16 protein-coding genes are annotated in these 13,783 nt (G+C 41.0%); 8 read left to right on the top strand and 8 right to left on the bottom strand.

Annotated elements, in window-relative coordinates; translation table 11 throughout:
• Window positions 1-94 precede the first annotated feature (94 nt).
• Window positions 95-1,258 carry an iron-containing alcohol dehydrogenase gene (locus ASG46_RS00760; RefSeq protein ID WP_056702609.1) on the bottom strand — a complete coding sequence of 388 codons (1,164 nt, stop codon included), beginning with the start codon at window positions 1,256-1,258 and terminating at the stop codon, window positions 95-97.
• A 144-nt stretch (window positions 1,259-1,402) separates the two neighbouring features.
• Between ASG46_RS00760 and ASG46_RS00765 the strand changes: the two genes are divergently transcribed.
• Window positions 1,403-1,639 (top strand): DUF378 domain-containing protein, encoded by a 237-nt coding sequence (locus tag ASG46_RS00765; protein WP_008345792.1) that lies wholly within the window; start codon window positions 1,403-1,405, stop codon window positions 1,637-1,639.
• A 66-nt stretch (window positions 1,640-1,705) separates the two neighbouring features.
• Here the strand turns inward: ASG46_RS00765 and yugI are convergent, their stop codons facing one another.
• The 3 genes from yugI to ASG46_RS00780 form a co-directional block, all read right to left on the bottom strand.
• Window positions 1,706-2,098 carry a S1 domain-containing post-transcriptional regulator GSP13 gene (gene yugI / locus ASG46_RS00770; protein ID WP_007500519.1) on the bottom strand — a complete coding sequence of 131 codons (393 nt, stop codon included), beginning with the start codon at window positions 2,096-2,098 and terminating at the stop codon, window positions 1,706-1,708.
• Window positions 2,099-2,297: 199 nt separating this feature from the next.
• Window positions 2,298-3,491, bottom strand: a complete 1,194-nt coding sequence (locus ASG46_RS00775) for an aminotransferase (RefSeq protein WP_056702612.1) — start codon at window positions 3,489-3,491, stop codon at window positions 2,298-2,300.
• The gene (locus ASG46_RS00780) at window positions 3,492-3,992 is read right to left on the bottom strand and encodes an Lrp/AsnC family transcriptional regulator (RefSeq protein ID WP_007500517.1); all 501 of its coding nucleotides are present in this window, start codon (window positions 3,990-3,992) and stop codon (window positions 3,492-3,494) included.
• A 178-nt stretch (window positions 3,993-4,170) separates the two neighbouring features.
• Here ASG46_RS00780 and ASG46_RS00785 point away from each other — a divergent pair, with 178 nt between their 5' ends.
• Window positions 4,171-4,995: an alpha/beta fold hydrolase gene (locus tag ASG46_RS00785; protein ID WP_017367944.1), complete on the top strand. Its 825-nt coding sequence runs from the start codon at window positions 4,171-4,173 to the stop codon at window positions 4,993-4,995.
• Here the strand turns inward: ASG46_RS00785 and ASG46_RS00790 are convergent.
• A complete protein-coding gene (locus tag ASG46_RS00790) occupies window positions 4,992-5,252 on the bottom strand; it encodes a YugE family protein (protein WP_019744047.1) in 261 nt (86 codons plus the stop codon). The genes ASG46_RS00785 and ASG46_RS00790 overlap by 4 nt on opposite strands.
• 83 nt (window positions 5,253-5,335) lie before the next feature.
• Between ASG46_RS00790 and ASG46_RS00795 the strand changes: the two genes are divergently transcribed.
• Both ASG46_RS00795 and ASG46_RS00800 read left to right on the top strand, forming a co-directional pair.
• A complete protein-coding gene (locus ASG46_RS00795; RefSeq protein WP_056702615.1) occupies window positions 5,336-6,511 on the top strand; it encodes a MalY/PatB family protein in 1,176 nt (391 codons plus the stop codon).
• Between the two features lie 133 nt (window positions 6,512-6,644).
• Window positions 6,645-7,937, top strand: a complete 1,293-nt coding sequence (locus ASG46_RS00800) for a sensor histidine kinase (protein ID WP_024719721.1) — start codon at window positions 6,645-6,647, stop codon at window positions 7,935-7,937.
• On the opposite strand, the gene ASG46_RS21060 is transcribed toward ASG46_RS00800, so the two are convergent.
• Window positions 7,938-8,114 carry a hypothetical protein gene (locus ASG46_RS21060; protein WP_008345810.1) on the bottom strand — a complete coding sequence of 59 codons (177 nt, stop codon included), beginning with the start codon at window positions 8,112-8,114 and terminating at the stop codon, window positions 7,938-7,940. It lies immediately after the preceding gene.
• Window positions 8,115-8,207: 93 nt separating this feature from the next.
• Here ASG46_RS21060 and ASG46_RS00805 point away from each other — a divergent pair, with 93 nt between their 5' ends.
• Window positions 8,208-8,600 (top strand): kinase-associated lipoprotein B, encoded by a 393-nt coding sequence (locus tag ASG46_RS00805; protein WP_056702618.1) that lies wholly within the window; start codon window positions 8,208-8,210, stop codon window positions 8,598-8,600.
• Here the strand turns inward: ASG46_RS00805 and kapD are convergent.
• Window positions 8,597-9,214 (bottom strand): 3'-5' exonuclease KapD, encoded by a 618-nt coding sequence (gene kapD / locus ASG46_RS00810; RefSeq protein WP_008345814.1) that lies wholly within the window; start codon window positions 9,212-9,214, stop codon window positions 8,597-8,599. The two genes, ASG46_RS00805 and kapD, sit on opposite strands and share 4 nt — an antisense overlap.
• A 218-nt stretch (window positions 9,215-9,432) precedes the next feature.
• Between kapD and ASG46_RS00815 the strand changes: the two genes are divergently transcribed.
• From ASG46_RS00815 to ASG46_RS00825, 3 genes are all read left to right on the top strand, one after another.
• Window positions 9,433-10,611, top strand: a complete 1,179-nt coding sequence (locus ASG46_RS00815; RefSeq protein ID WP_220482436.1) for an MFS transporter — start codon at window positions 9,433-9,435, stop codon at window positions 10,609-10,611.
• Window positions 10,612-10,719: 108 nt separating this feature from the next.
• Window positions 10,720-12,621 carry a transglycosylase domain-containing protein gene (locus ASG46_RS00820; RefSeq protein WP_017358954.1) on the top strand — a complete coding sequence of 634 codons (1,902 nt, stop codon included), beginning with the start codon at window positions 10,720-10,722 and terminating at the stop codon, window positions 12,619-12,621.
• Between the two features lie 18 nt (window positions 12,622-12,639).
• The gene (locus ASG46_RS00825; protein WP_035389247.1) at window positions 12,640-13,050 is read left to right on the top strand and encodes a thiol-disulfide oxidoreductase DCC family protein; all 411 of its coding nucleotides are present in this window, start codon (window positions 12,640-12,642) and stop codon (window positions 13,048-13,050) included.
• A gap of 43 nt (window positions 13,051-13,093) precedes the next feature.
• Here the strand turns inward: ASG46_RS00825 and ASG46_RS00830 are convergent, their stop codons facing one another.
• Window positions 13,094-13,651 carry a YufK family protein gene (locus tag ASG46_RS00830; RefSeq protein ID WP_017367952.1) on the bottom strand — a complete coding sequence of 186 codons (558 nt, stop codon included), beginning with the start codon at window positions 13,649-13,651 and terminating at the stop codon, window positions 13,094-13,096.
• Between the last annotated feature and the right edge of the window lie 132 nt (window positions 13,652-13,783).

The following is a 13,783-nucleotide window of genomic DNA, read 5'->3' on the forward strand; positions in this document are numbered from 1 at the left end:
TATATCCAAAAACATGAAAGACTACTGTAACATATGTACATGCAGAACTCAAAAAAGATAACTGCTTAAAAGCAGCTATCTTTTCCATGTTCGATTATAAAGAAGCGTTTAAAATAGCTAGAACATCTTCTTTGTTCAGCTTTTTAAATTGGCCAAATTCACCACGTGCCATTGCACGGTCTGCAATCAGATCAATTTTCTCATCGTTGATGTCATAGTCAGCTAAACGGTTTGGTGCTCCTAGACTTGTCCAGAAAGCAGAAAGTTTTTCGATTCCTTCTAAGCCAACTTCTTCGTCTGTTTTGCCCGCAGGGTCTACATCGAATACACGCACTGCTAATTGCTTGAAGCGACCTGGGTTTTCTTGAATGACATGTTTCATCCAGTTCGGGAACAAGATCGCAAGACCGCCTGCATGAGGGATGTCATACACAGCGGATACCGCATGCTCAATATTGTGAGATGCCCAGTCTCCGCGTGCGCCCATTGAAAGCATTCCATTCAGTGCAATGGTGCCTGTGAATAAAATCGTTTCACGAAGCTCATAGTTTTCCAAATCATTGATCAGCTTTGGTGCTGTTTCAATGACCGTACGAAGAAGTCCTTCACACATACGATCTTGGTAAGGTGTATTCTCCGTGTGATGGAAATATTGTTCAAACACGTGAGACATCATGTCGACCATGCCATAAATCGTATGGTTTTTTGGCACAGTAAATGTATTGACTGGGTCAAGAATAGAGAATTTAGGGAAGACAGCTGGACTGCCCCATCCGTATTTCTCATTTGTTTCCCAGTTTGTGATGACGGAGCCAGAGTTCATTTCAGAGCCTGTCGCTGCAAGTGTTAATACTGTACCAAATGGGATGGCTTCCATTGGGACATGCTTACGAGTGACGATATCCCAAGCATCTCCATCATATTTCGCACCAGCTGCGATCGCTTTTGTTGCGTCAATGACACTACCGCCGCCGACTGCCAAAATAAAATCAATTTGGTTCTCTTTGCAAAGCTCAACCCCTTTTTTAACCGTTGTTAAGCGCGGGTTTGGCTCAACACCAGCAAGCTCAGTAATTGTAGCTCCTGATTCTTTTAAGATACTGACAACTTGGTCATAAAGGCCATTTCGTTTAATGCTGCCTCCACCATATACAAGCAATACGTTTTTTCCGTAGTGTTTTAGTTCATCTGAAAGGGCTGATACTTCTCCCTTTCCAAAGATTAATTTCGTTGGGTTCCAATAAGTAAATCGATCCATGTGATCTCCTCCTCGCGCTACATTATGCGCCTCTTTCATTCCAAAAGTAAAGTAATTTGCTTTCATCCATTTTCTTACGCATAGTTTGGCTAAAAATCTGCAAAATATAAATGTATTGATACTGTAGCGAAAGGAGGAATCACGATGAGTGCTATTCAACGTATTGCCCTCGTGCTCACGATTATCGGTGCTATTAACTGGGGACTAATCGGCTTTTTTCAATTTGACTTAGTAGCAGCGATCTTTGGCGGTCAAGGTGCTGCATTATCACGTATTATTTATGGTCTTGTTGGAATTGCAGGTCTTGTTAACCTTGGTCTATTATTCAAGCCAAGCGAAGAAGCTGTCCGCCGTGACGAGCCGAATCCAGAGGTTCGCTAATGAAAAAGACATAAAAAAAGACTGCCTATGTGGCAGCCTAAGGCACCGTTTGAAGCGGTGCTTTTTTTATTTCTTGATAAGGTCTTTACGGTTAGATTGCTCAATCCACTCTTCAAGTTTATCTTTTAGTGTATTGAAACCTTGTGGTGCAGCAGCTTCTTCTTTCACTTGCTGTGGTCTTTGTTTCTTTGGTTTGCTTTCTTTTCTTTCTGGTGCATCTTGTGTCGCACGGATAGAAAGGCTGATTTTACCAGCATTTTCATCAACAGAAAGAACTTTCACTTGTACTTCGTCACCAATTGAAAGGTGCTCGTTAATGTCTTTTACAAAACCATGAGTTACTTCAGAAATGTGCACAAGTCCTTGAGTTTCTTCATCTAATGCAACAAACGCACCATACGCTTGTAATCCTGTTACTTTACCAGTGTAAACACTGCCTACTTCAAACTTTGTCGCCATGATAACAACTCCTAAATAAATGTTTTAATATTCGTTTATACGCAATTAAAAACTATATCACAGAACGGTCTTTTACGCAAAATATTTTTTAATTGGGTTTAGATCCGTTCAAAAGGGGGAATACCTGAAAACAAGAATGCTTTCTAGTATTCCCCCCTAATTTGAGAGGCATGAGTCCAGATGGATTGATGCCTTTTTTTTATTTTAAGATAGCAGGTGCCTCTTCTTGCACTTGTCTATTCTGCAAAAAACGCTGGATTCTTGAAAGTGATTCCTGCAAGTGATCGAGTGATGACGCATATGAACAACGAATATGTCCTTCACCACTTGGGCCGAATACATTTCCAGGGACAACTGCTACTTTCTCGCTAAGCAGCAGCTCCTCGGCAAATTGTTCTGAAGTCATGCCTGTGCTTTTAATGGACGGGAAAGCGTAAAACGCTCCGTTTGGCTGGTGGCAAGTGAGTCCAAGTTCATTGAGAGAGCCGACAAACAAATTACGGCGTCTTCTGTAGCTTTTCTTCATTTTCTCCACATCTTCAAGTCCATTTTTTAATGCTTCTTCTGCGGCATATTGTGCCATAGCCGGTGCACACATCATAGAATATTGATGTATTTTCAGCATGGCATCACGGAGGACTGGCGGTGCTGCCACATAGCCTAAGCGCCACCCCGTCATAGCGAATCCTTTGGAAAAGCCTGAAATCAAAATCGTTCTTTCCTTCATATCTTGAATCGCCGCCACACTCGTAAAAGCTTCATCGTAAGTCAGCTCTGCATAAATCTCATCTGTGATGATTAAAAGATCATGCTCCTTTGCAAACTGAGCAATATCTTCAAGCTCTTCTTTCGAGTAAACAGACCCTGTTGGGTTTGATGGAGAGCATAGCAAGATGGCTTTTGTTTTCGGCGTCAGCTTCGTACGAAGATCAGCAGAATCGGCTTTAAAATCTTTTTCAGCCGATGTACTTAAATAAACCGGTACACCGCCCGCAAGTGTCGTCAGAGCCCCATATGCGACGAAACAAGGCTCTGGGATGATCACTTCGTCCCCGCTGTTTAAAATGGCGCGAAAGGCCAAATCAAGCGCCTGGCTGCCGCCAACGGTAATAATGAGTTCTTCTTCAGGACTGTACTCAATGTGAAACCGCTTATATAAATAATGGCTCAATTCTTTTCGCAAAGAGAGCAACCCAGCATTTGCTGTATAAGAGGTCAGTCCTTGTTCTAAAGACATAATACTAGCTTCTCTCACATTCCAAGCTGTCACGAAATCCGGTTCGCCGACCCCGAGGGAGATAACCCCTTCCATTGTGGCTGCCAAATCAAAGAATTTCCGAATACCTGACGGCTGAATGCTTTGTACCGTTTCAGATAAATAATACTTTTTCATTTAAGGAGACACCACGATTCTTTTGTCATCGTCCCCTGTTTCAAAGACTTTCCCATCATGCTTATATCTTTTCAAAATAAAGTGGGTAGTGGTTGAAACAACAGAATCAAGTGTCGATAATTTTTCAGATACGAAGCGGGCGATATCAGACATGGATCTTCCTCTGATCACAACAGATAAATCATACACGCCTGACATTAAATACACGGACTCCACTTCTTGGAACCTGTAAATGCGTTCAGCAATTTCATCAAAACCGACGCCTCTTTTTGGGGTCACTTTCACATCAATCATCGCTGTAACGCCTTCGTGTCCGTCTACTTTTCGCCAGTCAATCATGGTCGAATAATCAATAATGACTTTTTGATCTTCGAGCTTTTGAATAATGGCTTCTGCTTCTTCTGATGTCACACCTGCCATTTTTGCAATTGTATTTAAATCGGCGCGGCTGTTTTCATCTAAAATCTCTAATATTTCAGTTTCTTTTTCGGTTAGTTTCATTGATTTCACACCTCTGATTGTAAAAAGCTAGTTTTAAAAAATCTTCTGAACATTATAGCACGTTTTTCCCATTATGCTAAGCAGGGAAAAGATTCTAATCGTAGCTTAAAATCCACTTTTTAGGGTACAATACAGTCACCTAACAGAGAGTGAGTATCAAATATCGGAGTTGATGAGTGTGGACATTGTACAGCCATCCTATATGAAAAGTAAATTCGGTTTAGATATCTATTACGAACACTATCCAAATGAAGGTAAGAAGACATTGATTTTGATTCACGGTCTTTTCTCATCTACCTTCAGCTATCGAAAGCTCATCCCGCTTCTGAAACAAGACTTCAATTTAATTGCGATTGATCTGCCTCCATTCGGGCAGTCCGAAAAATCGAATACGTTCATTTACAGCTATCGCAACATGGCAAAAATCATTATTGAACTAGCTGGTTATTTGCAGATTCAGCATGCGATCCTCGTGGGGCATTCCATGGGGGGACAAATTGCTTTATATGCTGCATCTGAGCGTCCCGACCTATTTGAAAAAGCTGTTCTTTTGTGCAGCTCAGGGTATATGAATAAGTCCAAAAAGTCGCTTGTTTACAGCACATATATTCCTTATTTTTATCTTTATTTAAAAAGAAAGTTGTTCAAGCAAGGTATTATGAAGAATTTAACCGCTGTTGTGCATGATCATTCGATTATTGATCAAGAGATGGTGGACGGATATTTAAAGCCTTTTTCAGATGACCAAATTTTCAGAGGTATTTTTCGTTTGATTCGGCACAGGGAAGGCGATTTAGCGTCAGATGTCTTGAAGAAAATGGAGACACCTGTCCTGCTGATTTGGGGGGAGGAAGACCGGATCGTTCCTATTCAAATTGGCGAAAGACTGCACAAGGATCTACCGCATTCAACCTTGCATGCATTAAAAAAAACCGGGCACCTCATCCCTGAGGAAAATCCGGTCTTTGTGTCTGATCAAATTGGTCATTTCAGCCTGTCTTAAAGCGAGCAGGAGTTACCTTCTCTTATGACAAAAAGCTGATTTGCGATATGCTGGCAGCTTTCCATCGGAAGAAGCTGATCAAACGAGTGATGGTAAATGGCTTGAATGTCTTTCGCGAAAGATAACGGGTCTTCTGCGTCGTATAAGGCACTGATGACGTCAGCAGGCTCCGTTTCGTAAAAGTCCTCTCCATATTGAAAAGGGTCCCATGCCTTAATGACTTGAATCATCTCTTCTACAGCTTGACTATCTTTCATGGGTATCACCGCTTATAATAAATTTTGTGATGTTTATTTTAGCACAACCAAGAATGGTTGAAAAACGGCTAGAGGTGGGTTTCATGAATTTCGACGAACAGATCATACGTAAAGGTTCAAAATCAGTCAAATGGGATCAAGCAGAGTCTTTGTTCCTGACAACAGATGCGCTGCCAATGTGGGTAGCAGATATGGATTTTAAAGCGCCCCAAGTCGTGCTTGATGCTTTAAAAGAACGATTAGATCACGGCGTATTCGGCTATGCATTTCAGGATCAGGATACGCAGCAAGCAGTAGCTGACTGGGTCAAAAGAAGACACGGTTGGACGATACAAACAGATGCCGTCACCTTCACACCAGGTATCGTGACAGCACTTAGTTTTGCGGTACAAGCCTTTACAGCTCCGAATGATGAAGTGGTCATTCAGTCACCGGTGTATACGCCCTTCTATCAAATGATTGAAAGAAACGGGCGTATCGTCTCAACCAACCCTTTAAAAATAGAAAACAACCGTTACATGATGGATTTTAATGATTTAGAGAAGAAATTAAGCAGGCCAGAAGCAAAGCTGATGTTTCTTTGTCATCCGCATAATCCTTCAGGGAGAGCTTGGTCAAAAGAGGAATTAAAGCGTGTAGGAGATTTATGTGTACAGTACGGTGTCACCGTCGTGTCAGATGAAATTCATTCCGATCTGATGCTTTACGGGCAGCCGCATGTGCCTTTTGCGAGCCTTTCTGATGAGATAGCTAACATCACGGTAACGTGTATTGCACCGAGTAAAACATTTAATTTAGCTGGTCTTCAGGCATCTGCCATTATCATTTCTGATGAAGAAAAAAGAACCCTTTTCACCAATGAAGTGCAAAGAAATGGATTGTCTAAACTGAATGCCTTTGCGATTCCTGCCATGGAGGCGGCCTATCGCCACGGAGATGAGTGGCTTGATTCACTTGTTCTTTATCTCGAAAATAATATGAAGATCGCAATGGATTATATTGATGAATATCTGCCGAGCATGCGTTATATGAAACCAGATGCTTCTTATCTATTGTGGCTGGATATTCGTAATTATGAGCTCACTCAAGCAGAATTGAAACGTAATCTGCTGAAAAAGGGCAAGGTCATACTAGAGCTCGGAAACGTATATGGGCACGAAGGAGACGGCTTTATTCGAATGAATCTAGGCTGTCCTGCTGGAACAGTGAAAGAAGGTCTGAAGCGCCTTCATCAAGCATTCACTCAATCATCCGAATAAAACCATTTCTATCAAAAGAACATCCTAACGGGTGTTCTTTTTAAAGAAAAAAACCCTCCTATTATCATATCTACTTTGTACATGAAATGATATAATGAGAGGAATTACAATTATTTACGAGGAGAGCATTTAAATGGAAATGTTCAAGGATTTTCTGCTCCATGTATCTTTTATTCTATTTCCAATCTTTTTATATCATGCACTATGGCTAAGCCGGACCCCTGCTCATTTCCCTAAAACGAATAAACTGCTCATCACCATATTTGCATCCATTTCATCAGCACTATGTATTATGTATCCAGTTGGTTCGATTTTAGATTTGCAGACTGGGCTTCAATCGATTCCCCTTGTACTGGCTATTTTATACGGGGGATATACCGCCGGAATCGTCGCTATCTTAGTTAGTTCAACCGTAAAGTTCGTGATGTATGGCTCTTTTTTATGGGTTGGATTGATTGTTGTACCGATTTACTTTTTCATTCCTTTCCTGCTTTACCGGAAATGGCGCCAATATTCTAAGCAGAGAAAGCTGTTATACGGAGTCATGATTGCGTTATCAAAAGGGATGTTTATTTACATTGGACTGCTTGTGGTCAGCTTAATTGAGTACAGCCCTGCATTCATTATGCAACAAAAGCTGCTCGAATTATTTTTCTCAACTCTTTACTACATATTCTTTCTTGTGCTGAGTATTTATTCCATTGAGTTTGTGAAAGAGAATGCGCAAATGAGAACACAGCTTGTCCAATCAGAGAAACTGACGATTGTGAGTGAACTTGCAGCAAGTGTCGCCCATGAAGTCCGCAATCCACTGACGGTGGTGAGAGGATTTATCCAACTGCTCTTTTCAAGTGACAATACGAAAGAGCCGTCAACCAATAAAGATTATAAAAATCTCGTTTTATCTGAACTTGACCGTGCGCAGGATATTATTACGAGCTATCTTGATATTGCGAAACAAAATTATTATCAAATTGAATCTCTCAATTTATCTAAATTACTTGAAGAGTGTGCATCGCTGATGACATCCTATGCGAATTTTAAGTCGGTCACGATTCATCAATCGATAGAACCAGACTTATACATCCAAGGGGATGAAACGAAAATCAAACAAGTCATGATTAATTTAATCAAAAATGCAATCGAAGCAGCGCCCGAACACGAAGGTAAAATCGAACTGTTTGCTTCAAAAGAAAATCATCGAATCTGCCTTTATTTCGTTGATAACGGTGTAGGCATGTCAGAAAGCCAAATGAAAAAGCTTGGTGAACCCTATTACACATTGAAAAATAAAGGAACAGGGCTTGGGTTGACAGTGACATTTTCCATCATTGAAAATCATCATGGAACGATTCGTTTCAAAAGCTCATTGCAGTCTGGTACAACAGTCACCGTGAAGTTTCCTGAAGATACAAGAAGAAAATGATCAATCCATTTTTTTTGTCCTTTTTTCATCGATCTGCTCCTGCTTCTTAGAAGCACGAACGATCAGACGAAAGCAAATAAATGCAGCAGCAAAGAAAAGCACCGTCGTGATTGCCGCAGGGATATACTCCCTTTTATCTTCAGGAAAATACAGTAGAAAGAATATGATGAACGACATGTTCCGCTCTTCCCCCTTTTGCTCGTTTACTTCACTATATTGGCTAAAAGAAAGGAAATACCTTCTTATGCGAAGGAAATGGAGGAATTTCATATGACAGACATTCAGATTGGACAAATCGTGAAAGGTTTTTACAAAACAGGTGTTTACATTGGGGAAGTGACAGACATTAAACCATCTACTTATCTCGTTCAAGTAAAAGCGGTTTTAACACACCCCACTCAAGGTGACCTGCATCATCCAAAAGAAGCGGACGTACCTTTTTTTCAGGAAAGACGGGCTTTGGCCTTTAGGGAACAGACGAACATCCCTCATCATATGGTCAAGCCTTATGATGGCGACATACCTGATTATCAAGTATCAATGAAAGACGCCGTAGACAAATTGAAAAAAGGGCTCAGTGCGGATGATTCCAAGTGGGCTGAAAAATCAAGAGCGTGCCTCTCTTCTCTTGAAAAAGATTATTTTCCAGAAGACGCCCGCTAATCTGCCGAATCAAAAAAGTGAGAGAAGTCAATGAGTTCACCAATTTTGGTTGTTTGCGGATTTTCCACATAGGATCGATCTTTTTCAAAAAGGGTGAACAGCTGATAAGTGGTCATGGCATCATCGAGTGCTTTATGATGCTTACCAGCTCCTTCACTGCCGTACTCCTTAGCTGCTTTCCGAAGTCCTGTGAGTGTTCTATCCCCAAAAAAGGTTTTATATTCAAAAGCCAGATCCCTTTGATTCCCCTTAAAAGGAAAACCAATATGATTGAGCATACAGTTTTGCTTCAGTACCTTCATGTCCATATTTCCCCATGTGATAATCTCACAGTCTTCTCCCCCATCGAGTGACACGAGCTTCTCGATAAACGCCTCAAAAGAAATCCCGCTTTCTACATCCTGCTGCGTAATGCCAAGGAACGATTTACAGCGCTTTGTCAGCTTCGGGAACTTTTTCGGTTTGACATAGCTTGAGAATGTGTCTATGATCGTTTCATTTGATGCTTTAACGACACCGGCCTCAATGATTTCCGGGAAAAAATTTTGCGGATGATATTTCCCATCAGGCATCGTAAATTCAAAATCGACCACAAGCAGCGTCTTCTGTTCCATCAGTCTCACCCCACTTTCTCGTCTGTTTTCCATCCTGCTACTATTATATTAAGACGGACTTTGAAATCACTTCATTTTCGTGAAAATAATGCAGATTCACTATGCCCAACCTATTCATCAGATGAAAGATCGTTTATTTTCCTTTATAATTATTAAGGAACACGAAATAAATAAAGAAGGTGGTCTTTATCACAAACAGGAAGAAAAACTTGTACATCATGTGGTTTGTGAACTTTTTTGTATCTGCCAGCATTACAATGATCGTCCCTTTTTTATCACTTTACATAGAGTCTCTTGATAGCAGTTATTCGAATGAATTTGTTCAAAGATGGAGCGGCTATGTCTTTGGGGTTACGTTTTTAACAGCCTTTCTCATTTCTCCAATTTGGGGACGGATTGGTGACCGGCATGGCTATAAAAAGATTTTGCTCATTAACGGCATTGGGATTGCAACAAGCATTTTATTAATGGGGCTTGTTCAAACCGTTTATCAACTATTTGCGTTAAGGCTTTTCATGGGGCTTGTGACAGGCTTTATTTCGACTTCGATGGCACTGATTTCTGCACAGACCGAAAAGGCAACAGCCGGTAAGACCCTTGGTACGATGCAGATGAGTAATGTTGCCGGAGGCTTATTCGGTCCATTAATGGGTGGATTTATGGCAGACAGTGTCGGATTCATTTATACATTTTTCTTAACAGCTGCTGTCATATATGTGTCAGCGATTGTCATTATCTTCGGTGTGAAAGAACAGCCGATCCGTTCAAAAGAAGCAAAACGGGTTTCTTACTCACGGAAGGACGTCCTTGTCCATATTTTCAAACAGCCTTTGCTTGTCGTCACCATGCTACTCACATTTATTACGCAAGTCGGGAACTTTAGTATTCAGCCGCTTTTAGCCTTGTACATTCATGATTTACACGGCCCAGTCAATCTTGCCTTTTATGCAGGGCTGGCGTTTTCTGCAACAGGGCTTGGCAATTTGCTGTTTACACGGAAATGGGGAGACCTTGGAGATCGTATTGGTCACGATAAGGTGCTGCTTGCCCTTCTCATCCTCTCCTCCATTTTATTCATCCCGCAAGCGATGGCAGATTCCTACGGGATGTTAGTGATCTTCCGTTTCTTATACGGGATGGCACTAGGCGGCATCATTCCTTGTACGACGGCCTATATTCGCATCAAAGCGCCTGCCTCTATGCAAGGGGAAGTGCTTGGTTACAATGTCAGCTTCCGCTTTCTTGGAAATGTCGTCGGACCCGTCATAGGCGGTATTGTGGCGAGTCATTACGGAATTCCAGCTGTCTTTTATGTCACCGCCGGCATTTTCCTTTTCGGGGCATTATTTTTATGGGCGGTCCGCTCACAATCAAAGACAAAAGAGAGGAGTGTCTGATCCATCATCAGATACTCTTTTCTTCTGTCTAAATGCCTTGTTTACTAGACTTCACGTCTATTCTTTTCTAAAAATAACCTTCTCGTAATCGCAAAAGAATGGTACGATATGGCTAGAAATCCGAAGAAAGTGAGTGACCTCATGTTTCGTGCAATCATTGGTTGGTTATTACTTGCTGCCCTCATCCCATTATTTGTTCTGACTTTTTATCTATCAAAGGAAGAAGCCGCAAGTGTAAAACCTGTTAACGAAGTGCTTGATCAAAAAATCAAGCTGGAAAAGGTAGACTTTTCCCAAAACAGTTATATGTATGATCGAGATGGTTCTCTTATCTCTGAGATCGTATCAAACGATGAGAACCGTGTTTTCGTGAAGTACGATAAAATTCCTGATTCCGTCAAGGAGCTGTTCCTCCGATCAGAGGACCGCAACTTTTATGACCATAAAGGCATTGACTTTATGGGCGTGATTCGTGCCCTTGCCGCAAATGTGAAAAACCATGGCATTAGCCAAGGCGCTAGCACCATCACACAACAGTTATCCCGTAATTTATATTTAAGTCATGAACGTTCATTCAGCCGAAAGTTTACAGAACTGCTCTATTCCTATGAGCTCGAGCGAAAATTTACAAAAGAGGAAATTCTCGAAAGCTATTTAAATACGATTTATTTCAGTAACGGGGTTTACGGTGTCGGTTCTGCGGCTAATTACTATTTTGATAAGCCGCTTAGTTCTTTGACGCTTGCACAGATGGCATTTATTTCTGCGATTCCTAACAACCCTACGCTGTATGACCCATTGAAACAATTCAAACATACAAAGAAACGCCAGGAACGGCTGCTTGGTATTTTAGAAAAAGATGGTGTCATTACGAAGAAGCAATACAAAAAAGCAGTGAAAGAAAAAATCAGCTTGTCCTTAAGTGAAAAGAAAAATCTTTACCCTGACTATGTGACATACGCCAATGAAGAATTTACCGATCTGGTGTCTGATCAGGAAGGCTTTACAAAACGATTGAAAAAAGCCAAAACAGCTGGCGCAAAAAAGGCGATTCAAAAAGAATTATCAGAAAAGGTTAGTGCATTGCTTCAAGATGGTGTGAAGATTTATACAGCACTAGACCCTTCCTTACAACAAAGAGCGGTCTATCAGCTCAATGCACAATTGCCTTATCAAGGTGTGGAAGGCGGTTCAGCAGTCATTAACCACCAAACCCACCAAATCGTCGCACTTGCTGGCGGGAAGAATTATAAAAAGTTTGATTTCAACTACGCCTATCAAGCGCAAAGACAACCAGGTTCCGCAATTAAGCCGCTGTTAGATTATGGCCCTTATATTGATCAAACCGGTGCCACGGCATCAAGCAAAATCAGTGCCGGCAAGTTTTGCAGTAGCGGATATTGCCCGCAAAACTATAATCATAAAACGTATGGAACTGTAACACTTGAAACAGCCTTTAAGAATTCTTACAATACACCAGCGATTCGTATGCTTGATACAGTCGGTGTCAAAAAAGGCTTCAGCTATTTAGAAAAGTTTTCATTCGAACATATTGTCGCAGATGATTACCGCCTCCCTTCTGCACTTGGAGGATTTACAAAAGGCTTCTCGCCGCTAGAAATAACCGATGCATATACCGTGTTTGGCAATCAAGGTGCCTATACGCGAAATCACTCCATTACAAAGGTCACAGACTTAAACGGCAAAACCCTTTACAAGTGGAAAGAGTCGCCGAAGCAAATCTACTCTCAGCGTACAAATGAAACAATGCGCAAGCTGCTTGCATCTGTTGTGAAAAGTGGAACAGGGAAAAAGGCGAATTTCAATTCTCCTTACATTGGGGGAAAAACAGGGACATCCAATGACTACAAAGACATTTGGTTTGTTGGCTTGACAGATCAATACACAATGGGTGTATGGGTCGGAAGAGATAGAGGAACCGTTGAATCGATTTATAGTTCAAGCCCGCACTTACGTATTTGGAAACAAACTATGCAATACGCTAGATAAACAGGAGGATTGATTGCAATGCATTCAACACAACCCTCTCACTTCATTTTATTTGACGGTGTCTGCAACGTGTGCAGTGGTGCTGTTCAGTTTATCATCAAGCGCGACCCGAATGAGCGGATGATGTTTGCTTCTTTACAATCAGATACAGGGCAGCGTGTTTTAAAAGAAAACGGCTTGCCTTTAGATGAGTTCAATTCATTCATTTATATTGAAAATGGGACCCTTTATATGAAGTCAACAGGCATCTTAAAAGCCGCACGGCATTTAAAAGGGATATACAGATGGAGCTATTTACTCCTCGCGATCCCTCGTCCAATCCGTGACTGGTTTTATCAGCTCATTGCAAAGAATCGCTACAAATGGTTTGGTCAAAAAACATCCTGTATGATGCCTACACCTGAAATTCAGAAACGGTTTCTTCCATAAAAAAAGCATCCTCCATCATCGGAGGATGCTTTCTTTCGTCTGATTAAGCTGGCAGACTCGCCATCACACTGTTATAAAGCTTAATAAATAAGTACAAAATGCCAATCAAAAACGTGGCCCAAAACAGCAGATTAAACATCATAAACCCAATTAAATTCAGCATGGAAAGTGATTGATAAATGCGTACCACAACCCAGATAAAATAGACGAGACTTGCTAAAACAAAAAGCCCAACAAGCAAAATAAGCTGCTGCGTCAATAGAAATGCAAGTAAGCTGGCAAACAAATAGACAACCGATGCAATCCGAATTTTCTTTAAGTTCTCCCCTTCAGGGTCCTTTGCAAAAAAGAGCAGCGCCAACTCTAACACCGTATCTGCAATGAGTTTTAAAGCAGATAAAATCATAAAATAAACAAGTGCAAATGCGGCAAATAAAGCAAGACGAATGCCCTGTTCAGAGAAAAATTCCAGCATTCCTTTTAAAATCCCTGCTTGGGTCAAGAAGTCAGTCGTGATACCTACTGTAAAAATAGAAAAGGCAGAGCTGAATAGCAAAATCGAAATCAGCGGAAAATATCCAGTCAAATATGTATTTTTCATAAATAGATCCTTTCTCATAAGCTCATTTTTATTATGGCTCACTTAAAACGGATTGACAAGATGCTTTCCAAGTAAACTGGAATCTAAATCAAATTTGTGATTTTGCACGTACATTCCTTCACAAACTTACAT

The organism is Bacillus sp. Leaf49 (assembly GCF_001426125.1).
Taxonomy (GTDB): domain Bacteria; phylum Bacillota; class Bacilli; order Bacillales; family Bacillaceae; genus Bacillus; species Bacillus altitudinis.

Excerpts from the sequence above, each read along its gene's own strand:
- ASG46_RS00760 (WP_056702609.1), bottom strand. The coding sequence starts at position 1,258 with ATGGATCGATTTACTTATTGGAACCCAACGAAATTAATCTTTGGAAAG.
- ASG46_RS00765 (WP_008345792.1), top strand. The coding sequence starts at position 1,403 with ATGAGTGCTATTCAACGTATTGCCCTCGTGCTCACGATTATCGGTGCT.
- yugI (WP_007500519.1), bottom strand. The coding sequence starts at position 2,098 with ATGGCGACAAAGTTTGAAGTAGGCAGTGTTTACACTGGTAAAGTAACA.
- ASG46_RS00775 (WP_056702612.1), bottom strand. The coding sequence starts at position 3,491 with ATGAAAAAGTATTATTTATCTGAAACGGTACAAAGCATTCAGCCGTCA.
- ASG46_RS00780 (WP_007500517.1), bottom strand. The coding sequence starts at position 3,992 with ATGAAACTAACCGAAAAAGAAACTGAAATATTAGAGATTTTAGATGAA.
- ASG46_RS00790 (WP_019744047.1), bottom strand. The coding sequence starts at position 5,252 with ATGAAAGATAGTCAAGCTGTAGAAGAGATGATTCAAGTCATTAAGGCA.
- ASG46_RS00795 (WP_056702615.1), top strand. The coding sequence starts at position 5,336 with ATGAATTTCGACGAACAGATCATACGTAAAGGTTCAAAATCAGTCAAA.
- ASG46_RS00800 (WP_024719721.1), top strand. The coding sequence starts at position 6,645 with ATGGAAATGTTCAAGGATTTTCTGCTCCATGTATCTTTTATTCTATTT.
- ASG46_RS21060 (WP_008345810.1), bottom strand. The coding sequence starts at position 8,114 with ATGTCGTTCATCATATTCTTTCTACTGTATTTTCCTGAAGATAAAAGG.
- ASG46_RS00805 (WP_056702618.1), top strand. The coding sequence starts at position 8,208 with ATGACAGACATTCAGATTGGACAAATCGTGAAAGGTTTTTACAAAACA.
- kapD (WP_008345814.1), bottom strand. The coding sequence starts at position 9,214 with ATGGAACAGAAGACGCTGCTTGTGGTCGATTTTGAATTTACGATGCCT.
- ASG46_RS00815 (WP_220482436.1), top strand. The coding sequence starts at position 9,433 with ATGTGGTTTGTGAACTTTTTTGTATCTGCCAGCATTACAATGATCGTC.
- ASG46_RS00820 (WP_017358954.1), top strand. The coding sequence starts at position 10,720 with ATGGCTAGAAATCCGAAGAAAGTGAGTGACCTCATGTTTCGTGCAATC.
- ASG46_RS00825 (WP_035389247.1), top strand. The coding sequence starts at position 12,640 with ATGCATTCAACACAACCCTCTCACTTCATTTTATTTGACGGTGTCTGC.
- ASG46_RS00830 (WP_017367952.1), bottom strand. The coding sequence starts at position 13,651 with ATGAAAAATACATATTTGACTGGATATTTTCCGCTGATTTCGATTTTG.